Here is a 20,380-nt window from a genome sequence, read left to right as displayed (position 1 = left end):
AATGGTTTAATCGTTTAAAAATACGAACCAAAGAGGCGAAAGAATATGAAAGAATTAGAAGAAATTCAAACAGAATTTACTGCGCTTAGTGATTTTTTAATCGCATTAGGTGATGAAAAACGCCAAGCAATTATTATTGCACTGTTAGAAGACCAGGCCTGTGTTGGCCGCCGTGTCACTGAGTTAACAGAGGCGACACAACTCTCACGCCCCGCTGTTTCTCACCACTTAAAAATTTTGAAACAAGCCAAATTAATTGATTGTCGCAGTGAAGGAACTAAAAATTATTATTCACTTTCTCACGATACCACCAAAATTGAGCAACTCCAACAACTATTGACCCACATTACGTCGATTATGCCAGGGAGGAAGCAAGCATGAAAAAAATTCTCGTGGTCCTCACAAACGTCTCCCGTTATCACGGCACCGAAGAACCAACGGGCCTCTGGCTAGGTGAAGCCACGGAGTTCGTGGAAGAAGTAACCAAAGCAGGATTTTCAGTTGACTATGTTAGTCCCCAAGGAGGCTATGTCCCTTTGGATCCCCGGAGTATGAAATATGTAGATTCATCCATTATGGCGGTTTATGAAAGTGCCGATTTTCAAGAACGAGCGCTAGCGCATTCCCTCTCTCTTGAAGAAATTGAGCCAGATGAATACGCAGCAATTTACTTTACAGGAGGCCATGGCGTTATGTGGGACTTTCCTGATAATCCTCAGTTGCAAGCAATCACTCGTAGCCTTTACGAACAGGGCAAATACCTAACTTCTGTTTGTCACGGAATTGCTGGTCTTTTAAATGTCAAAGATGCGTCAGGAAATTATTTGATTGCAGATAAAACCATTACTGGCTTCACAACTGCAGAAGAAATTTTAGCCATGAAAAAAGCAGTTGTTCCTTTCTTAAACGAAACAATTGCTAAAGAACATGGTGCTACTTTTGCGAAAAAGCGTCCCTATAAAGAATTTGCGTATCAAGATGGCCGTATAATCACTGGGCAAAATCCTTTTTCTGTCCGCGCTGTCGCAAGATTGTTAATTCAACAACTATCAAAATGAAACAACAGCGACTACTTTTAGGTAGTCGCTGTTGTTTCATTGCTTCTTCTTTTTTCCGAAAGCCGAAGCCCTAACATAAAAAATTTTTGATTAGCTAAAGAGTAACATCGCGCCAATTAAGATAATTAGGTTAATTAAGCCTAAGACAATCATTGGTTTGGCCATGAATTTTGTCCAAGTGGCATATTGAACTTTGGAAATTTCCAAACCACCCATTACGACACCAGATGTTGGCGTGATCAAATTAATCAAGCCACAACCTGAAGCAAAAATCATAACCATCACTTCTGGACTTAAACCAATGTTTTTAGCTAACGCACCCATTACAGGAATAGAAACGTACGCTAAACCAGAAGTTGAAGGAATTAGGAAAGATAAACCTAAGTATAAAACAAAGGCACCGATGACAAATAAGACTGGGGAGAGTCCTTGTAATAAGCCTGCCGCTTTATCAAGGATAAATGAATCTAAATACGTTTTAGACATCAAAACAGATGCCCCGCGAGCAACTACGATAATTAAAACAACGGATAACATATCTTTGGCACCGTCGATAAATGCTTCAATGGTTTCTTTTTCAGTAAAGCGACCAATCAAGGCAGCAATGATCCCTAAAAGGAAGAACCACATCGCTAAGTCGCCAAAGTACCAGTCACCGAAACTGTTGCCTGTTAAAACAGACGTCCAGCCTTTGAAAATCGTCACTCCAAAGTCGTTCCATGGAATTAAGGAAACAATCATAATGACAAAACAGAAAGCGAATACCATTAAGATTTTTTTATGACGATTCGTAAATGGCATTTCTTTCGACGCTGCTTGTCCATATGTTTTTTCCATATCCTCTTGTTCTTGTAAAGATAAAATTGTTGAACCTTTGTCCGCCTTCACTTTTTTCGCATAACGCATCACAATGAAAATAGAATAGCTAGTAGAGGCCGCCCACAAAATAGCACCGACAATTAAAATAATTCCTGTATTGGGCTGAATGCCAATACCTCGCAACGCATCCATCGCTACCCCTGTGGAGAAAGGGTTAACCGTCGAACCGATAACACCTGATCCTGCACCCAATAGCACAGTGCCTACTGCGACAAACGTATCAAAACCAGCGGCGACCATGGTGGCACTCAATAAACCATAAAAAGGAATTGTTTCTTCTGCCATTCCATAAGTCGAACCACCAATAGAAAATAAAATCATTAAAATCGGAATGATTTTCAATTCGTTCCCTTTTAACTTTTTAACGACTGATTGAATCCCTGCTTCAAGAGCCCCAGTTTGTGTCACAATATTTAAAAAGCCACCAAGTACTAAAATAAAAATATTAATTTCAATGGCATCTTTAAACCCATTGAATGGAGCCATGATAATATCCGATAATTTGGCCCCTACCACGTGGTCAACCATTTTGCCATCAATTTCTCTTGGGGTAAATGGCTGGCCATTTAGCAAGACCGTTACGATACCTAAAACAATTAAAATAATAAATAAAATACTAAAAGACGAAAGCTGTTTTTTGTTTTTCTTCTTTTTTTCTGCCATATCCTTTTATACAGGAACCTACTTTCCTGTATCTCCCTTCTCTATGATTAATTACTCAATCGATCAATAAAGAATGGCGTATCTAGAAAAGTTAAGAATTTATGACTGTAGCTAATACGGTTCATTTGGACTAATTTTTTCATAACACTGCTTGCTGTTTCCCGCGTGGTTCCACTCATCCGTGCAATGTCATTAATGGTAATTGGACAAGCAATTGCAACGCGTTCTCTGTTGTCAATTCGTTCTCCTAAATCATTTAATAACATCGCCAGTGATGTCACAATCCGTTCACATGCATCATTGGTTGTTCCTTTTTGGATTTTGATCATGCTTTCTTTTAAAAGGACCGATTGTTCTTGAATCCAATGAATCAATTGCTGGGGATTATTTTGGAGAAAACGTTCAAACAGTTTAACTGGCACAAACACAACCTCAATATCCGTATAGGCAATCGCGGAGTCGTAATGAACCTCATCTTGAAACAGTCCGATTCTCGGAAAAAGAGCCTGCTTTTTCATAAAATGCAGATAGGAAAAATTACCACTGCGATCATTTTTTTCAATTTTAATGACACCTGAAACCAGTAAAATCAAATGATTTCTCGGATCACCTGGATAAAAAAGGACTTGGCCTTTTTTATAGGAGCGAACGAAACTCTCGTTGCGCAATTCTGTTAGTTCTGATTCAGAAAAGTATTGAAAATCTTGATTATTTTTAGTGATTATTTTCTCTATCATCATCTTAATTCTCCTAAATACTATACTTTATTTTGTCACAACCGTTCCTACGATTTCATCGCCGCTCATACTTCCTAAGTTTTCCAAAGAAGTGATAATTGCTTGTTTATTGGGTTGGCTTTCTACAAACTGAATGGCGGCTTCAATTTTCGGTAACATACTACCTGGTGCAAAATGACCCGCTTGTTTGTATTCTTCCAACTCTGCTACAGTGACATTGGTTAATTGTTTTTCATCTGGTTTGCCATAATTAATGCACACATAATCCACGCCAGTTAAAATAACTAGTGCATCCGCATCCACTAATTCTGCTAGTTTTTCAGAAGCAAAATCTTTATCGATTACTGCTTCGACACCTTTTAATTCTTGTCCTACGACAGGGATGCCGCCACCACCACATGAAATGGTAATTATATCATTTTTTATTAAGGTATTAATAGTCTCAGCCTCATGGATGTCAATTGGCTTAGGACTTGGAACGACTTTGCGCCAGCCACGTCCTGCATCTTCTTTAAAAATAGCACCTGCTTGCATTGCTTCTTTGGCTTCAGCTTCTGTTAAAAATGGACCGATCGGTTTTGTTGGATTTTTGAATGCCTCATCTGCTGGATCTACGACCACCTGTGTTAAAACAGTAGCCACTTGTTTCTTGATTCCTGCTTTGTTTAATTCTTGATTAAGCGCATTGGACAACCAGTAGCCGATACTTCCTTGTGTCATAGCAACACACGTATCTAGCGGCATCGCTGGATTTTTTTCAGAATCAGCTGCTTGTTGTTGCAATAATAGATTTCCGACTTGTGGACCATTGCCATGTGAAACAATCAACTGGTGCCCTTGTTTAATTAAATGAACTAAATAGGCAGATGTTTGAACTAATGCTTGCTGTTGTGCGTGTGCGCTAGCATCATTTGAAAGGATGGCATTTCCGCCTAGTGCAACGACCATTTTTTTCCCCATTACAAATCCTTCTTTCCTATCATAATAAAGAATAGGCCGCCCTTCAAAAGAATCTCTTAAAGGGCGAAACAACTATTCTTTTTTCAATGTTTTTTCAGTTGCTTCCTACACACGAGGAATGAATAAGTTGCCTAAAGTAGCTGCCATGATCGCTTTAATAGAATGCATTCTGTTTTCTGCTTCTTCAAATTGACGACCATATTTACTGCGGAAGACTTCATCCGTGATTTCCATTTCAGTAATGCCGAATTTTTCAGCAACCATTTCTCCGTATTGTGTTTTCGTATCATGAAAGGCTGGCAAACAGTGTAATACGATTAAATCGCCATCCATGTTTTCGGTTTTTTCTAACATAGCCATATTAATTTGATAAGGTTTCAACAGATTGACACGTTCTTCAAATTTATCTTCTTCACCCATGGACACCCAAACGTCTGTATATAACACGTTGGCTCCTTTAACACCTTTAGCAACGTCGTCTGTAATCATTAATTCTGCACCAGATTCTTTCGCAAATTCTTTTGCATAATTAACGACTTCATCAGAAGGGAACAATTCTTTTGGTGCACAAATGCGAACATTTACGCCTAAAATAGCACCTGTCACTAACAAGCTGTTTGCCATGTTGTTACGGCCATCGCCGACATATACTAAAGTGATTCCTTCTAAACGACCAAAGTTTTCTTTCACTGTCATAAAGTCCGCAATCATTTGTGTTGGGTGCCATTGATCCGTTAAACCATTCCAAACAGGAACACCAGAATATTTCGCTAAATCTTCCACTACTTCTTGACTAAACCCACGGAACTCAATCCCGTCAAACATACTACCTAAAACAATCGCTGTATCTTCAACAGATTCTTTTTTACCTAATTGAATATCGTTGGCGCCTAAATACTCAGGATGTGCCCCTAAATCAATCGCTGCTGTAGTAAATGCAGAGCGTGTCCGTGTCGAAGTTTTTTCAAATAAAAGAGCGATATTTTTTCCTTCTAAATAGTGATGTGGAATACCTTTTTTCTTCAATTCTTTTAAGTGAATACTGAAGTCTACCAAATACTCTAATTCTGCTCTTGTAAAATCTTTTTCTGCTAATAAACTACGTCCTTGAAATACTGAATTCATGATGATTCCTCCTATTTTTGGGTGTTTTTTAAAGATCTTCACGGTAAAGTGGCATACTCATACAACGAGGGCCACCACGGCCACGTACTAGTTCACTTCCTGGAATGTAATTCAATTTCACGCCTGCTTCTTCTAGCGCTTTATTCGTAATCGTATTCCGATCGTAAACAACAACTTCCCCAGGGGCAATTGCTAATGTATTTGAACCGTCGTTCCATTGTTCCCGGGCTGCTGCGGTTAAATTTCCAGCGCCGCAACGGATTAATTGAACATTGTCTAAATGCAAGTATTTGCATAAAATGTTATCTAATGTATCTTTTTCTTTTGTAATTTGGATGTCTCCATCTGCTTTTTCAGTGATCGAGTAAACAACCAAGCCGCCTTCGATTTCTGGATGAATCGTAAATTTATCATAGTCAATCATGGTAAAAACGGTATCTAAATGCATGAATTTACGATGTTCACCGATATCAAAAGCCAAGATATTTTTGAATCCTAATTTTTGTTCAAAAATATTTCTCGCAATTTTTTCAATTGACGCGGCGTCCGTTCTTTGAGAAATCCCAATGGCCACCACTTCTTTTGAAAGAATTAATTCATCGCCACCTTCAATTCTGGTTGATTCTGAACGATCATAGACTCTAGGAACCTCTTTTCCAGCAAAACGAGGATGATAATCAAAAATGTATTGCCCAAAAATGGTTTCCCGTTGTCGAGTTACTGAATACATATGATTTAAAGAAATCCCGTGGCCCATTGTCGCAAAGTTATCACGTGTGAAGTATAAGTTAGGCATTGGATCAATAATGAATGGATAATCCGCTTCAACCATATCTGTTAAAAATTCTTGCTCATATTTAGGTAATTCTTGTTTTTGAATGCCAGCAATCGCTTTTTGAATCAGTTCTTCGTTGTCGTCAATTTCTAACATTAACTCTCTAACTTTTTCTTTTGCTGATTCGCTGCGAATATTGGCTTCTTCTAAGAATTGGTCAATAAATTGTCGGCGGACCTCTTCATTAATCAACGCTTCAGCAGCTAAGTCCTCTAAATAGACCACTTCGATATCTTTTGATCGTAACAACTCTGCAAATGCATCATGTTCTGCTTGTGCTTTTTCTAAAAACGGAATATCATCAAACAACAGTCTCTCCAGATAATCTGGCATTAAATTTTCTAATTCCTTACCTGGACGATGTAACATCACTGTTTTCAATTTTCCGATTTCAGAAAATACATTAATTGGATGACTCATGTGAAATAACCTCCTCAACTTAATTACAAACACAGAATAACAGACCTGATTAACCTAGGACGTGAGCCATTTGCCAAACAAAATACCAAATATACAACGGTATTCTTTCTTATGCATATTTCTAGCCTAAAAGAATGCGCTTTCATAGATATTCTAAAAAAATAATGCATAATTAAATAAAAAAAAATGCATTTATTCAAAAAAAATTATTTCTCCATGCATTTCATAAAGTTATAATCTTATAGAGGTAAAAGGAAGGGAACCAGAAGTCAAAACGACTTCTAGCTCCCTTCCTTTTATGCGTTACTTTTTGACAAAGGTGTTGGCTGAATAAATTGTTGAAAATACTGCTCTAGTTCTTGTGCTTTTTCCTCGGATGATGAAACAATAATAACAGTGTCGAAGCCAGCGACAGAACATTTCTTTTCACACAAAGACACTTCATCAAGTACAGCTGAAAAAAATGTTGCGTTGTCTGGTAATGTATGAACCACTAGTAAAAAGGCGACACGTTCAACTTTGGTCACTACCTCACGAATTGCTTGTATCAACTGTTCTTTTTTTCGTTCTTCTAAAGAAGTGAATTGTTCAAAAATCGTTAACCGCATCTCGCCAGAATCATCTAATGCTTTGACGACTTTTAATTCCCATAAATCCCGTGAAATCGTTGCTTGTGCGACATTTATCTCGCGCTTTTTTAATTCTCTTAACAACTCATTTTGACTATGAATTACAGTTGTTTGAATGATTTCTTTAATCAAACTTTGGCGTGTTTGCTTATTCACAAATAACACCCTTCCTCCAGACATTTACAAAGCAATACTAGCAGAATCTCTCTTATTAGAATAGAAAAAGGGTCGTTTAGCTAAAAGGTTCTCATTGATTTTGTCGGATATTTCGCATTTAAAAAAGTGAGACTTGCACAATTTAGTAAAACGTTGTACAGTGATTTTAGGGAATTACTGGCACCGTTTTAAATAACAGCAATGATGTTTTTTTGCATGATTAACTGAACTGGAGGAAAGTAATGAACCGATTAAAACGCCAAACGATGATTAAGCGATTGGTCACAGAAAATGAAATCCATACACAAAGTGAATTACTAGCATTATTGGAAAAAGAAAATATTCACACCACACAAGCAACTATTTCTCGTGACATTCGTGAGCTGAATTTAAACAAAGTAGACAATGGTCAAGGAGAAGCCTATTATCGTATCTTGAATAATTCTGCCCTTCGTCCAAAATATAAAACAGATGAAGAACGTCTTGTTGACATTATTATTGAAACTGGTGTTTCTTTAACACAAATAGAGTTCACAAATCTTTTAACCGTCTTACCTGGCAACGGGCAAGCCATTGGGGTTTTAATTGATCGCATACGTATCCACAACCCTCATATCTTGGGCTGCATCGCTGGGGATGATACCATCTTAATTCTTTCAAAAAATAAAGAAGATGCCCTTGAAGTTAACAACTATTTCCAGCAGTATTTGTACCACCCATAATTCATCACTTAGTAAAATCGACTATTTTTTGACATCATTGCTATTTTTATTAAAGATAAATAAAAAAAGGCGTCTCAGTGAAAGCTGAGGCGTTTTCTCATGAGTTTTTCTTTTGAACACCGTCTTTTTTTTGTATAATAATCAAAAAGCAAAGAAAGGGTTTCTTATGACTGAACAATTCATACTCACTTCAAACGATCAACAAACTCAGCTCAATGTACGTCATTGGCCCTGTCCTTCACCCAAAGCCGTAGTTCAATTGATTCACGGCATGGCAGAGCATATCCAACGTTATGATGAATTTGCTCGTTTTTTAAATCAATTAGGGTTTGCCGTAATTGGTCATGATCATCTAGGTCATGGCGAATCTATACAACCAAGCGCACCGATCTATGGTTTTTTTGGAGAACAAGGGCCTGAAAATGTCGTTACAGATATTCATCAAGTGAAACAATGGGCTGTGAATCGCTATCCACAATTGCCCTATTTTATGATGGGTCACAGCATGGGATCTTTCGCCTTGCGCAACTATCTGCAAGACTATCCTGTAACTATGCAAGGAGTCATTTTCATGGGTACTGGAACAAGTCCGTTACCTTTAACCGCCGCATTGCCTTTTATTAAAAAAATGGCCGAGAAACAGCCGAAAAAACCAGCTCCGTTCATTGATAAGCTGGCATTTGGTTCTTTTAGCAAAAAATTTCCTGAAGCAAGTTCCTTTAATTGGCTTTCTAAAAATCAAGCCAATGTCGCTGACTATGAAAATGACCCATTAATGGGCTTCATATTTACCAATAATGGTTTTGCTACCCTTTTTTCACTTGTTAAACGAGCCAATCAAAGGAATTGGTACCAAGCGATCCCAAAAGAATTGCCTATTTTAATCATTAGTGGCGCTGAAGACCCAGTTGGTGATTTCAGCAAGGGGCCAGCGAAAATTCAAAAGCAATTAAAGCATGCAGGTTTTCAGCACGTGACGTTACGACTATTTCCCACATTGCGTCATGAAATTTTATTAGAAACGGAAAAAGCTACAGTTTTTCAAGAAATTGGGCATTGGTTAACGGATTTAACGAATTAAAAAAGAAGGTTGATGTTGTGACATCAACCTTCTTTTTTAATCTATTTTCGTTAAACCACCCATATAAGGACGTAGAACTTCTGGAATCGTTACGGTACCATCTTCATTTTGATAATTTTCCAAAATGGCAGCCACTGTTCGACCAACAGCAAGTCCTGATCCATTAAGAGTATGGGCATATTGAACATGACCCGTTTTATCACGATAACGAATCAACGCCCGACGTGCTTGGAAGTCTTCACAGTTTGAACAAGAACTAATTTCTCGATACGTTTTCTGTGCCGGAATCCAAACTTCTAAATCATAGGTTTTCGCTGCCGAGAAGCCCATGTCACCTGTCGAAAGAGTAATCACTCGATAAGGGAGGCCCAATTTTTCTAAAATGTCTCCAGCATTGTTGGTCATTTTTTCTAATTCTTCATAGGAGTGTTCTGCATCACTAAATTTAACCATTTCTACTTTATGGAACTGGTGTAAACGAATTAATCCTCGGGTATCACGGCCTGCGCTACCCGCTTCCGAACGAAAAGAAGGACTTAAAGCAGTGAAATAAATCGGTAACTCTTGCGCCTCTAAAATTTCATTATTATAGTAGTTAGTTAACGGGACTTCCGCTGTGGGGATCAGCGTCAAATCACTTTCTGCAACTTGGAAGACATCTTCTTTGAACTTAGGAAACTGACCGGTGCCAAACATTGCTTTGCTATTGACCAAATAAGGAGGAATCACCTCGGTATAACCATGTTCATTAACATGTTGATCTAACATAAAATTATAGACCGCTCGTTCTAAACGAGCCCCTAAGCCTTTGTAATAAAGAAAACGGCTACCAGATACTTTCGCGCCTCTTTCAAAATCTAAAATTCCTAAGGCTTCACCGATTTCCCAATGTGGTTTCGGTTCAAATGAAAAAGTTTTCGGCGTACTCCACCGCCGAACTTCTACGTTGGCGGCTTCGTCTGCGCCAACAGGCACGCTCTCATGAGGTAAGTTAGGCAGACGTTCTGCAATTGCTGTGCATTGTTCTTGCAAATGAACAACTTCTTGGTCTAAAACTTTAATTTGCTCGCTAACTTCTTGCATATTTAGCAACTGTTGTGAAGCATCTTTTTGTGCACGCTTTAATTGTGCAATTTCTCCTGATACCTGATTACGGTGTTTTTTCAGTTCTTCAACTTTAACAAGTAACGCTCTCCGTTCTTCATCTAAAGCCAAAAAGCGTAATAAAACTTCCTCGTCCACACCACGTGTTTTTAACTTTTTCTGTACCACTTCTACATTTTGGCGAATTTTTTTCATATCCAGCATCTTATTTCCCTCTTCATGATTAAATTTTAAACAATGGTGAATTTTACTTTTTCAAAAATTTCATTCTTCATTCGTTGGCCAGTCGCTGTGCCAGCTAAGCCACCTAAACCCGTTTCTCTCAATTCTCGTGGTAATTGACGGCCGACTTTATTCATGGCTTCCACCACTTCATCTGCTGGTATTTTATTTACAATTCCAGCTAAAGCCATATCTGCAGCGATTAACGCATTGCCTGCACCTACTGTATTTCGTTTGACACAAGGAATTTCGACTAACCCAGCCACTGGGTCACAAACTAAACCTAATAAATTCCCTAAAGCCATAGCAAAAGCTTCAGAAGATTGGCGTGGTGTTCCGCCAGCCGCTTCAACAGCTGCAGCGGCGGCCATCGCTGAAGCACTGCCTACTTCGGCTTGACATCCACCAACAGCACCAGCAATCATCGCATTGTTGGCTGTGACCATCCCAAATAAAGAACTGGTAAACAAGAAACGAATTTGTTGATCACGCGTTAAATTCAAGGTATTTTTAATCGCTGTTAAAACCCCTGGTAAGGTGCCACTTGCACCAGCGGTTGGCGTTGCGCAAACAACGCCCATTGCTGCATTGACTTCATTCGTACCTAGTGCGGCTTGAACTGCAGACATCATTAAATCACCTGATAACGTTTTGCCAGCTGCGCGGTATTTTTTTAAACGCGCTGCATCACCGCCCGTTAACCCAGTAGGAGAAAAAACGCCTGCTCCTTCTTGCGAGCGTTTGACAGCAGCATCCATGACATCCAAATTTTGACCCATCTGTGTCCAAATTTCTTCATAGCTTTTTTGGCTACGCTCCATTTCTTGCTCAATCATCAAATCAGAGATTTTTTTTCCTGTTTTTTCAGCTTTATCGATAAATTCTTCAATCGAAAGGTACATATGTCAAACTCCTATCATAATAAGATTATTTTCGATGTGTCATCTAGTGAAAACAGTTGTTCTTTCACCGAGGAAATTGGTGCCGAATCTAAGTCAAAGATGAATAAAATTTGATTCCCTTCCACATAACGAGACACCGCATTCACTTGAATATTATTTTTTTGTAACGTATCTTTAAAAGCTTGCATCGCCTGCTCTTCTTGATTAATGACTAACAAAATAGGTAAAGGACCATGTAGTTGGACATTGAAACCGTCTAATTCAATGTATTTCACCTCGATAGTGCCGCCACCTACAGAAATTCCTGTTAAATGAATTTCGTGCGTTGCATCACTGAGTGTCACACATGCTGTATTAGCATGCTTCACTGGACTTTCTTCACTCATTTCTAAAAATTGAATCTCAATTCCTTGTTCTTCCGCAAGTTCAATGGATTGTGTTACGTTGGCATCATCTGCTGCTAGTCCAAGAATTCCGCCAATAATTGCAAAATCAGTCCCATGTCCTTTATGCGTGTCTGCAAAAGATTCATAGTATTTAATCACAATTTTTTCTGGTGTTCCGCCGAATAACTTTCTTGCCGCTAAGCCAATTGCTAAGGCCCCAGCTGTATGCGAACTAGAAGGACCAATCATAATAGGACCAATAATGTCAAAACAACTTTTGTAGTTCATTACTTTGTTCACTTTTTTAGGTTTATTGATGGCCATAGCTGTGTTCATACGTAACTCCTCCTTTGGTTTTTACTGCTTCTTTTTCACTGGTTACTTCCGTCGTTCCTTCAAATTCTGGTGTATTATCCACCGCTTCAATTCTGTAACGTTTAAAGACCAGCGCACCTAAAAATCCAAACATCAGACTGACCACTGTGATAATCGCTACTGCTAGTAAAGTCGTTTGAATGGCATTGTTACCTAATGTCACAAGTAAACCAGCCCACGGTGTTGCCATTCCTGTCACAGGTACTTTTAAGCCAAAGAAAGTCACTACAATACCACTAACCATTCCTGAAAATAAATTCGTTGCATAAATAGGTATTGGATTGGAGCTGATGATATCGACTTGTGTTAATGGCTCAATTGCCACAGCTAACGGGGTTGAAGCTGTGCCTAGTTTTAACTTTTTAAATAGCGCCGCATTGACAATGGAACTGCCGTAACAAGTCAACGCACCGACAGCCATTGGTACACCAGTCAAACCAATCAAGGCAGTTAAAACCATTGAACTTAACGGTGTCATACCAACAATCGGGATAATAGCACCTAAAATTGCGCCCATCACATATGGATTGCCATCTACTGCACTTAAAATCGTGCCCCCAATAACTTCTAGGACACCTAATACAACGGGTTGAATAAAACCAGCAACTAACGAAGCAGCAACTGGAATGACTAAAATAACGACTAATAAGTCAATCCCTTCTGGAATACGTTTTTGCATCTGCTCAACAACAAAAGATAAAAGATACGCGGTAATAAAAGCTGGTAACAAGCTGACTTTAATCAATGACAGACCTAAAATAATTGAAAAAACTGGACTAATCCCGAAAGCCAGCGGCACAAGAGCTCCAGCTGCTAAACCACCTAGACTACCCATAGTTTCACCAATTTGCGACACATAATCTAAATGAAAAACGCCGCCTACTGCATACCGCAAAAATGCCTCTGGTAGAAAGGTGGCACAAGCTGCACCAGACAAAGCACTTAAAGATTTTTTCCCTCGCGGTGCTTTAAAAGAGAATAGGGACATGCCACATAAAACTAAGACTAACATCAAGATTCCTGATAACGTTTTCATTTCTTTGCCTCCAACTATATTTTTTTATAACGGATGGTACTCCTGAATAAAATTTTTATTGCTCAACAAGTGAAAGAATGAACGAGCATTCCGATGAACTAAAGTACAATGAGTAACAAAAATTTCATTCCACATTCAGAGTATACGACTAAACAAAAGTTTAGTCAATGTATTTTTTTAACGTAAAGAATCTTATTGCTTTTCCATTAAAAAAGTATTACACTAAAATTAATTTCAGTGTAGGGGAGGATATCACTTGGAGTCATATTTACGTTTAAGTGAAGTAGATAAACAAATCTTACATTCACATGCCTTAATGCTTGATGGATTAGGGAACTTCTTTGGTAGTACCCATGAAGTCATTCTTCATAGTTTAGAAAATTTGGAAAGTTCAGCTATCAAAGTCATCAATGGCCATTTCAGTAACCGCAAGGAAGGTGCCCCCATTACTGATATGGCGTTAAAAATGTTAAGTCAAGTAGAGTCGGAACATGATTACGCTGTGAAACCCTACTACAATAAAAATCAAAAAGGGGTTATTTTAAAATCTTCCACCATTCCAGTTATCGGTGAAAATGATCGTATTATTGGATTGATCTGTATCAATATGCATTTAGAAATGCCATTAATTGATTACTTGCAAGACTTATTACCTTCAGGACAACAAAATGATATGTCCCAAGAGCTTAAAAATTCTGAACATTTTTCTGACAATATTGACGAATTAATCACTACTTCACTGACAAAAGTAAAACAAGCAGTAGAAAGCGATCCAAATGTATCACATTTGAATCAAAATAAAGAAATTGTTATTCGTTTATATGATCAAGGAATTTTTAATCTCAAAGATTCTGTCATAAAGATTGCCGATCGATTAGGTATTTCAAAAAATACCATCTATTTACATATCCGCAATCATAAAAAAGAAGAAGCTTAAACCATCAAAGCCACCAACGCTAACTAGCGTTGGTGGCTTTGATCACTTCTCTTCTATTTTAATTTGGTAAATCAAACAAGTAAGGTGTCCCTATTTCTCCATTTAACGTAACATCTAAGCGATTTTTTGTGCCGGGAACTAAATTACTGGCTGTGAAATTCCCTTGGGCATCCGCAGTAAAACTTGCTAAAATCACCCGCGCATCATCTGCACGTGACACTAAAATAGTTGCATTAGGTGCTGTTTTACCAGAAATTGTCCCTTGTTTCGGATCAATCGTAATATTGCTAAAAGAAAGCGCTGCTTCTTGTCCTGAACTTGGAATATCAATTTGGACAGGTGCACTATTCCGTTGATCAACGGTTGCGATTAATTGAGTAGTCGCTCCCGCTCTGGGACTAATTACTGTAAAATTGCCATTGGCATCCGCATAAAAAACACCTGCTTGTGCAGAAGCATCACCGACTACCGTTGCTGTAATGGTTGCATTAGGTAATGTAGTACCATTAATTTCATTTCTTTCAGGATTGAAAACAACATTGGTAATTGTAATGTTTGTATCAGGTGCTTGGTTTTGAGGGACTTCATTCGTTTCATCAGTTCCTGCAGAAGGCTGCGTGACATTTTCTGACGGATTTTCCCCTGCCACATTAGAATTTTGACCCGCGACAGACGAATGACTATTTTTCATTTCTTGTTGACTAGAGGATTTCTGCGTGGCTTTCTTTGTTTCTTGCTTTGGCTTAGAATCATTTGTGCTTGCTGTTTTTTTGTTTCCACATCCTGCTAGACTTAAAGACAATACACTGAACGTTAACATACTGAACAAAGCCATTTTTTTCATTTTTCGTTACCTCCAGAAATCTTTTTGTAACATTAATGTAACATTGTTTTAAAAATCTAGCAATAATTTTTCAACCGTTTTCCTTTTTGTTTAGTAAATATCCACCCGCATAGCGGGTGGCTTTTTAATAGCCCTAGAAGGGCTCGCTACCTGCTGCTCCCTTTAAGGGAGCTTTTTTTAGAGACCGCCAACCGCTACCATTCTATTCTTATCTAGTTGTTACTTCCTAAATGGATCTTTATACTCTCTTTTGTTTATACTATCCCTTACTCGATCTTCTGCTTCTTGTTCTCGTATATACTTAGCTATCGTTTTTTGGTTCAATCCTACAGTGCTCACATAATAGCCTTTTGACCAAAAGGATCGATTTCCATAATTGTATTTTAAATTCGCATGACGTTCATGAATGATTACTGCACTTCTTCCTTTTAAGAAACCCATAAAACCTGATACACTCAACTTCGGCGGAATTCTTACCAACATATGGATATGGTCGGGCATTGCATGCGCTTCAATGATTTCGACTTCTTTCATTTCACACAATTTCCTTAGTATTTTCCCTATATCTCGCCTCAATTTACCATAGATTACTTTTCTTCTATATTTTGGTGTAAACACAAGATGATACTTACAATTCCAACGAGTATGTGCTAAACTTTTATCGTCGTTCGACATTCAAAAACTCCTTTCGATTTGATAACGGTTGGTAGCCTTTATCTATTATATCGAAAGGAGTTTTTATCGCTAAAGCTCTGGCCTCCACGCGCAGTACGCGTGGTTTTTTTGTCGAAATCTCTTTAGAGATTTCAACTGACTAAAGTCATTAAAAAGAAAAAATCTGCACAAAGGCATTTAGCCTTTGTGCAGGTTTTTATCTGCTAAATGGATTTAATGTTTGCGATAGCTTAAATAGTAAAAGCCAGAAACAAAAATGGCACCACCAATGATATTACCTAAATAAACAAAAATAAAATTACGGAAAAAGTCTCCCCACTGAACGCCGCCTTCAAAAATTGCGGCTGGAATGATGAATGCATTCGCCACACTATGCTGAAAGCCAATTGCAACAAAAATCATTACTGGAAACCAGATGCCTAATAGTTTCCCCGCTGCATCTTTCGCACCATAACAAATCCATAAGGCCAGACCTACGAACCAGTTACAGCCAATACCTGAAATAATTGCTTGAAGCCAAGTTGCTGCAACTTTATGTTCTGCAAGAGAAAGAACCTGATTTAAATAGGCACCGCTACTGGTTAAACCTAAATAATGACCAAAAAAATAGGCAACAAATAAGGCGCCAACCATATTTGCCAATGTAATTGTGACCCAGTTCACGAGTAATTCTCTGAAAGAGACCTTTTTAGCAAACCAAGCCGTACTCACCGCCATCATATTTCCTGTGATTAACTCACCACCAGCCATTAAAATAACAATTAGACCAATTGGGAAAACCGCAGCTCCCACTAAAGCTTGAACACTGGCTAAATCTGCTGGAATAGAGGCGGAAACACGCACATAAGCCAAATAGCCGAGGGAAATCATGGCACCGCCGATAAATCCTAAAATGAGTTTTGCTACCAAAGGCTTTTGAATTTTTTTCTGACCATTTTCAATACTGATACTTAAAATTTCATCTGGTGTATACAAACATTTCACTTCCTTTGTTTTTTGTCTTCCTTTACTTTACCCTTATATCACAGAAATTCAAGTGCTTTTGTGTATTTTTTCACTAAAAACTGTAGTTCTTTTAATTTTATATGAAAACATCCTGAAACAAGTCCTATTTCTTGTTTCAGGATGTTTACTTATCCGTTTTTAAAGAGTTATCTTTTCACTTTAAAACAATAGGTTGCTATGGCTAACGATAAAAAGCTCAGGCCTAGGAAGCTCACAACTGTTGAAGATTGTTCCCCTGTTTTGGGGAATTTTTTCTTGGCAATTTTGGTCGTATTATCCGCTTTTTTGACTGTTCCTGACGATTCTTGATTCGTCTGTATCTGTTTAGTTGCTTGGTTTTCTGCTACTGATTCATTTGTTTGACTAGCCTTGGCAGAGGTCTTTGAATTACTTTGAGCGTCATTAGGATCTTGATTAGACTCTACCGCGTAAATGACAGAATTCTGGCCTTTGCTTTGACTGTTTTCGTTTACAGTGCTTGGGGTGCTACTCTCACTTGTACTGTTGGTTGCGCTGGTCGTACTTGAAGCACTACTTTCGCTGGTTGTGCTTGGCGTGTTGCTTTCATTCGTATTGCTTGTTTCACTTGGCGTGCTTGAGGTACTACTTTCGCTAGTATTACTGCTCTCACTTGTCGTACTTGAGGTGCTGCTTTCGCTGGTATTACTGGTTTCGCTGGTTGTGCTTGGCGTGTTGCTTTCGCTGGTACTACTGCTTTCACTTGTCGTGCTTGAGGTGCTGCTTTCGCTGGTATTACTGGTTTCGCTAGTTGTGCTTGGCGTGCTGCTTTCGCTGGTATTACTGGTTTCGCTAGTTGTACTTGAGGTGCTGCTTTCACTCGTACTACTGCTCTCACTTATCGTGCTTGGCGTGCTGCTTTCGCTGGTATTACTGGTTTCGCTAGTTGTGCTTGGCGTGCTGCTTTCACTCGTACTACTGCTCTCACTTGTCGTGCTTGGCGTGCTGCTTTCGCTGGTATTACTGGTTTCACTGGTTGTGCTTGAGGTGCTGCTTTCGCTTGTGTTACTAGTTGTCTCTGTTGATTTTTCAACTAACAGAAGTAACGCCGTTTTTATAGTTTGTGTTAATTGATTAATACGCTTTTGTGCATCTGCAGGCGTTTTAAAGCCACCAAGTGTTGGCTCTAATAATTCTTCATCTGACCAAGCAAGCAGTTGTTGTAACTGCTTAGAGCTTCCTTCGCCAGTTGTTGTATCTATTAAGGCTTCTTGCATGGCTTGCCAAGAGTCTTTGGTATATACAGATTCGTCTAATTTATGAACGCTTGCAAGTTCATTTTCTGCTTCTGTACGCTCTAGCGTGATATCGGCTTTTTTGACTAATACTTTCATTGCAGATTGCAAATTACTTGTTAACTGATCCACTTGTTCTTGAGTTTTGTCCCCACTCACCTGACCTTCTGCTAACAATTGTGTCGCCTGCTGATAATAGGAAGAAACAATCGTTTTAGGCCCAATGGCAGTGAATAGCTGCCAAGAGTAAACCGTATATTGGTTTGCTTCACCAATCGAAGCATAAACGGTTTGTAGTTGGGACAAATCAAGCTTTTTTGCCGGAGCCTCTACCGTCACCGGTACGTTCACTGTTACCAATGAACCTGTTTCATAAGTTAATTGAACAGTCACTTTTTGTTGGCCGATTTCATTTAAAACCTCTGGATTGACGATTTTAGCAGTTGGGACTGCTTCATCCGCGTCATTTGTATTAGCAACCAGTTGCTGCGGATCGATTGATTGTCCTTGCACAATCGTTGTAGCCACAGGGGTTGCTAAAGTATTTCTAACCGGAATTGGCGTATTTTTATATTGCTCATAAAGTGTTGGTGAAATTAACGATTCCCATGTTGCTGGCATTAAGCGATAGTCGGCCTCTGTCCAATTTTCTACCAATAATTGGCCGTTTTTAAGGCCATCATCTCGAGTATTGTCTTTCACAAAACTCGTTTCTGGTCGGAAACCACCGCCACTAGCGATTAACAATTCCCGACGTCGGTTTTGCGGAATATTGTGGTAGTTAACAAACTGATTGTTGATAAATACGCCATTGAACACATTGTTATTTCCTGTATGTCGATTGTATTCCATTCCAATTGCATATTGATTATCCCAGTATTTCCAGTCAAAAATGTTATTAGCCACTAGCCAGTTGGATAATTCTGAAATAGCTCCCTCTGCTTGTGTTTCTGCCAAACCAATCTCTGGTGTTCCATACATAATGAGACCTGTATTTCGCAAATAATTATTCATAATCGTAATATTACGGCCTGATTTAAACTTAAATCCGCCAGCTGGACCATTTTGTAGTCCGCGTAAATGATTCCCTACTACCGTGATGTTTTGGGCGCCACGGAAATAAATTGCATGATCTCCCACTAGACCATTCAAGTTTTCATTATCATAGGGTGAATAGAAAAAATTATGTTGAACAGTTACATCCTTCAGCATATTAAAAGAATTAACCCCGGTGGATAGATAGTTTTGTTCATTAGGTACTGAAATAGCACCAGCTTCAATGGCTGTTTGCAAACGTGTAATAGTCGCTGCTAAATCTGAACGACTGGTACTTTTAATTGCATCTAATTCTGTCACTTTTAACCCAAATAGATTGTCCACGATGTCTACATCTGACATATACTGGAAGCGACTTGGTGTTGAATAACCACCAATGTAAATCGCTCGGTTAAAATCAATCTTGGGTTGCATGTGTGCTGTGTCTCGCATGAAAATATTGCCTGAAATCTTAACGCCAATGTCTGCATTTAAATTGACCACAAATCCTTTTAATGGATTATAGAAGATATTGTTTGCTAGCGTTAATTGATTCGTCAATTTCAAGGTCACATTGATGCCATCAAAAGCAATATTTTGAAGTCGTACATTGGTTTTCGTTCCGTACGTAGTGTCTTTCAGTTGAATCGGTGTACCTGTAGCATTATGTAAAATAGTGGCTCCTGTTGTATCGCCAATTAATTGATAATTTGAAGAAACCGTAATATCTTTTGACAAAGCATAACTTCCCTGTGGTAAAAATAATGCGTTTCCTTCCTTTGCTGTCTGACTCAGCAACGTCTGTAACTTATCTGATTGATCTTCTGCACTATTAGGCACCATCGCTTGCGTACCAAAAATCGTTGTATCTGTTGCGTTAACTGGTTCAACCGCTTCGGTCACCATTGGTAGACCAACCACTGTTAATAAACCAAACAGAAGTATGAGCATTGTTTTCTTCATGGAGTTCCCTCTTTTCATTCCGTTACTTCTAACGGCTTATTTTGTAAAAGTTGATACAGCGTAATGACATGACTGTCTTCGTATGCATAAATTTTTTTTAATCTTGGATTCATATGTAAAACACTTGTTACCTTTAACAAGTTTTGATTTGTGACTTCTAATTCTAAAGCCTCAACCAATTCTTTTAATCGGACACCAGCACTATTTTCTTCACAACTTAAGATTTCTTCAATTTGTTCCATCCGTTTTTTCATTCTATCCCGCCTTCCTTCCCTTGCTCTTTCTATTATATAGAAAAATTCTTGTGAGAACCCTCAATATTTTTTAACTGACTGTTAAAAAAAGTAGTAGTTCCTTTACTATCAATAGCTAATCATC

At 38.5% G+C, this 20,380-nt stretch carries 20 protein-coding genes; 5 read left to right on the top strand and 15 right to left on the bottom strand.

The genetic code is table 11. From position 1 onward, the window contains the following. Positions 1-45 precede the first annotated feature (45 nt). Both IGJ03_RS00480 and IGJ03_RS00475 read left to right on the top strand, forming a co-directional pair. Positions 46-381: an ArsR/SmtB family transcription factor gene (locus tag IGJ03_RS00480; RefSeq protein WP_002356136.1), complete on the top strand. Its 336-nt coding sequence runs from the start codon at positions 46-48 to the stop codon at positions 379-381. Next, entirely contained in the window at positions 378-1,058 is a 681-nt protein-coding gene (locus tag IGJ03_RS00475; protein ID WP_002359260.1) for a type 1 glutamine amidotransferase domain-containing protein, read from the top strand. Before IGJ03_RS00480 ends, IGJ03_RS00475 begins: the two co-directional genes overlap by 4 nt. Positions 1,059-1,148: 90 nt before the next feature. On the opposite strand, the gene IGJ03_RS00470 is transcribed toward IGJ03_RS00475, so the two are convergent. The 6 genes from IGJ03_RS00470 to IGJ03_RS00445 form a co-directional block, all read right to left on the bottom strand. Beyond that, on the bottom strand, positions 1,149-2,600 hold the full coding sequence (locus tag IGJ03_RS00470) for a YfcC family protein (RefSeq protein ID WP_002356134.1): 1,452 nt from the start codon (positions 2,598-2,600) through the stop codon (positions 1,149-1,151). A gap of 47 nt (positions 2,601-2,647) precedes the next feature. Next, positions 2,648-3,340 (bottom strand): Crp/Fnr family transcriptional regulator, encoded by a 693-nt coding sequence (locus IGJ03_RS00465; RefSeq protein ID WP_002363490.1) that lies wholly within the window; start codon positions 3,338-3,340, stop codon positions 2,648-2,650. Positions 3,341-3,364: 24 nt separating this feature from the next. Then, positions 3,365-4,297, bottom strand: coding sequence for a carbamate kinase (gene arcC, locus IGJ03_RS00460; protein ID WP_159110110.1), 933 nt, complete (start codon positions 4,295-4,297; stop codon positions 3,365-3,367). 105 nt (positions 4,298-4,402) lie between these two features. Beyond that, positions 4,403-5,425 carry an ornithine carbamoyltransferase gene (gene argF, locus IGJ03_RS00455; protein ID WP_160747730.1) on the bottom strand — a complete coding sequence of 341 codons (1,023 nt, stop codon included), beginning with the start codon at positions 5,423-5,425 and terminating at the stop codon, positions 4,403-4,405. Positions 5,426-5,450: 25 nt separating this feature from the next. Further along, positions 5,451-6,677, bottom strand: coding sequence for an arginine deiminase (gene arcA, locus IGJ03_RS00450; RefSeq protein WP_002356129.1), 1,227 nt, complete (start codon positions 6,675-6,677; stop codon positions 5,451-5,453). A gap of 296 nt (positions 6,678-6,973) precedes the next feature. Next, a complete protein-coding gene (locus IGJ03_RS00445) occupies positions 6,974-7,486 on the bottom strand; it encodes an arginine repressor (RefSeq protein ID WP_438711058.1) in 513 nt (170 codons plus the stop codon). A gap of 218 nt (positions 7,487-7,704) precedes the next feature. On the opposite strand from IGJ03_RS00445, the gene IGJ03_RS00440 reads away from it, so the two are divergent. Together IGJ03_RS00440 and IGJ03_RS00435 are read left to right on the top strand one after the other, a co-directional pair. After that, complete coding sequence (locus IGJ03_RS00440) at positions 7,705-8,184, top strand: arginine repressor (protein WP_002356125.1); 480 nt, start codon at positions 7,705-7,707, stop codon at positions 8,182-8,184. Between the two features lie 130 nt (positions 8,185-8,314). Beyond that, positions 8,315-9,265, top strand: coding sequence for an alpha/beta hydrolase (locus IGJ03_RS00435; RefSeq protein WP_375804852.1), 951 nt, complete (start codon positions 8,315-8,317; stop codon positions 9,263-9,265). A gap of 36 nt (positions 9,266-9,301) precedes the next feature. On the opposite strand, the gene serS is transcribed toward IGJ03_RS00435, so the two are convergent. Genes serS through IGJ03_RS00415 form a run of 4 tightly spaced genes read right to left on the bottom strand, consistent with a single transcriptional unit; the run spans position 9,302 to position 13,290 of the window. Next, the gene (serS, locus tag IGJ03_RS00430) at positions 9,302-10,573 is read right to left on the bottom strand and encodes a serine--tRNA ligase (RefSeq protein WP_002361511.1); all 1,272 of its coding nucleotides are present in this window, start codon (positions 10,571-10,573) and stop codon (positions 9,302-9,304) included. 26 nt (positions 10,574-10,599) lie between these two features. Continuing rightward, positions 10,600-11,493, bottom strand: a complete 894-nt coding sequence (gene sdaAA / locus IGJ03_RS00425; RefSeq protein WP_002356122.1) for an L-serine ammonia-lyase, iron-sulfur-dependent, subunit alpha — start codon at positions 11,491-11,493, stop codon at positions 10,600-10,602. Between the two features lie 14 nt (positions 11,494-11,507). Beyond that, positions 11,508-12,203: an L-serine ammonia-lyase, iron-sulfur-dependent subunit beta gene (gene sdaAB, locus IGJ03_RS00420; RefSeq protein WP_002387470.1), complete on the bottom strand. Its 696-nt coding sequence runs from the start codon at positions 12,201-12,203 to the stop codon at positions 11,508-11,510. Further along, positions 12,190-13,290 carry a PTS sugar transporter subunit IIC gene (locus IGJ03_RS00415; protein ID WP_002386389.1) on the bottom strand — a complete coding sequence of 367 codons (1,101 nt, stop codon included), beginning with the start codon at positions 13,288-13,290 and terminating at the stop codon, positions 12,190-12,192. The genes sdaAB and IGJ03_RS00415 overlap by 14 nt, the downstream gene beginning before the upstream one ends. Positions 13,291-13,606: 316 nt before the next feature. Here IGJ03_RS00415 and IGJ03_RS00410 point away from each other — a divergent pair, with 316 nt between their 5' ends. Then, entirely contained in the window at positions 13,607-14,227 is a 621-nt protein-coding gene (locus IGJ03_RS00410) for a helix-turn-helix transcriptional regulator (protein WP_002383467.1), read from the top strand. Between the two features lie 58 nt (positions 14,228-14,285). On the opposite strand, the gene IGJ03_RS00405 is transcribed toward IGJ03_RS00410, so the two are convergent. The 5 genes from IGJ03_RS00405 to IGJ03_RS00385 form a co-directional block, all read right to left on the bottom strand. Further along, complete coding sequence (locus IGJ03_RS00405; protein ID WP_078131103.1) at positions 14,286-15,071, bottom strand: hypothetical protein; 786 nt, start codon at positions 15,069-15,071, stop codon at positions 14,286-14,288. Between the two features lie 219 nt (positions 15,072-15,290). After that, positions 15,291-15,746 carry an IS200/IS605 family transposase gene (tnpA, locus tag IGJ03_RS00400; RefSeq protein WP_010712524.1) on the bottom strand — a complete coding sequence of 152 codons (456 nt, stop codon included), beginning with the start codon at positions 15,744-15,746 and terminating at the stop codon, positions 15,291-15,293. A 213-nt stretch (positions 15,747-15,959) separates the two neighbouring features. After that, on the bottom strand, positions 15,960-16,721 hold the full coding sequence (locus tag IGJ03_RS00395; RefSeq protein WP_033624284.1) for a formate/nitrite transporter family protein: 762 nt from the start codon (positions 16,719-16,721) through the stop codon (positions 15,960-15,962). Between the two features lie 176 nt (positions 16,722-16,897). Further along, complete coding sequence (locus IGJ03_RS00390) at positions 16,898-20,020, bottom strand: LPXTG cell wall anchor domain-containing protein (protein ID WP_375804823.1); 3,123 nt, start codon at positions 20,018-20,020, stop codon at positions 16,898-16,900. Then, positions 20,017-20,256: a hypothetical protein gene (locus IGJ03_RS00385; protein ID WP_002386394.1), complete on the bottom strand. Its 240-nt coding sequence runs from the start codon at positions 20,254-20,256 to the stop codon at positions 20,017-20,019. The genes IGJ03_RS00390 and IGJ03_RS00385 overlap by 4 nt, the downstream gene beginning before the upstream one ends. Positions 20,257-20,380: the final 124 nt, after the last annotated feature.

It is taken from the genome of Enterococcus sp. DIV1315a (genome assembly GCF_051712325.1).
GTDB classification, from domain to species: domain Bacteria; phylum Bacillota; class Bacilli; order Lactobacillales; family Enterococcaceae; genus Enterococcus; species Enterococcus faecalis.
Note: the sequence above shows the minus strand (reverse complement) of the source record. Positions and strands in the feature narration are given on the sequence as shown.

Coding starts and splice junctions, on each gene's coding strand:
- arcC (WP_159110110.1), bottom strand. CDS start 4,297: ATGGGGAAAAAAATGGTCGTTGCACTAGGCGGAAATGCCATCCTTTCA.
- IGJ03_RS00440 (WP_002356125.1), top strand. CDS start 7,705: ATGAACCGATTAAAACGCCAAACGATGATTAAGCGATTGGTCACAGAA.
- IGJ03_RS00445 (WP_438711058.1), bottom strand. CDS start 7,486: ATGTCTGGAGGAAGGGTGTTATTTGTGAATAAGCAAACACGCCAAAGT.
- IGJ03_RS00475 (WP_002359260.1), top strand. CDS start 378: ATGAAAAAAATTCTCGTGGTCCTCACAAACGTCTCCCGTTATCACGGC.
- IGJ03_RS00415 (WP_002386389.1), bottom strand. CDS start 13,290: ATGAAAACGTTATCAGGAATCTTGATGTTAGTCTTAGTTTTATGTGGC.
- IGJ03_RS00470 (WP_002356134.1), bottom strand. CDS start 2,600: ATGGCAGAAAAAAAGAAGAAAAACAAAAAACAGCTTTCGTCTTTTAGT.
- IGJ03_RS00480 (WP_002356136.1), top strand. CDS start 46: ATGAAAGAATTAGAAGAAATTCAAACAGAATTTACTGCGCTTAGTGAT.
- IGJ03_RS00390 (WP_375804823.1), bottom strand. CDS start 20,020: ATGAAAAGAGGGAACTCCATGAAGAAAACAATGCTCATACTTCTGTTT.
- tnpA (WP_010712524.1), bottom strand. CDS start 15,746: ATGTCGAACGACGATAAAAGTTTAGCACATACTCGTTGGAATTGTAAG.
- sdaAB (WP_002387470.1), bottom strand. CDS start 12,203: ATGGCCATCAATAAACCTAAAAAAGTGAACAAAGTAATGAACTACAAA.
- IGJ03_RS00385 (WP_002386394.1), bottom strand. CDS start 20,256: ATGAAAAAACGGATGGAACAAATTGAAGAAATCTTAAGTTGTGAAGAA.
- sdaAA (WP_002356122.1), bottom strand. CDS start 11,493: ATGTACCTTTCGATTGAAGAATTTATCGATAAAGCTGAAAAAACAGGA.
- IGJ03_RS00405 (WP_078131103.1), bottom strand. CDS start 15,071: ATGAAAAAAATGGCTTTGTTCAGTATGTTAACGTTCAGTGTATTGTCT.
- serS (WP_002361511.1), bottom strand. CDS start 10,573: ATGCTGGATATGAAAAAAATTCGCCAAAATGTAGAAGTGGTACAGAAA.
- IGJ03_RS00410 (WP_002383467.1), top strand. CDS start 13,607: ATGCTTGATGGATTAGGGAACTTCTTTGGTAGTACCCATGAAGTCATT.
- IGJ03_RS00465 (WP_002363490.1), bottom strand. CDS start 3,340: ATGATGATAGAGAAAATAATCACTAAAAATAATCAAGATTTTCAATAC.
- arcA (WP_002356129.1), bottom strand. CDS start 6,677: ATGAGTCATCCAATTAATGTATTTTCTGAAATCGGAAAATTGAAAACA.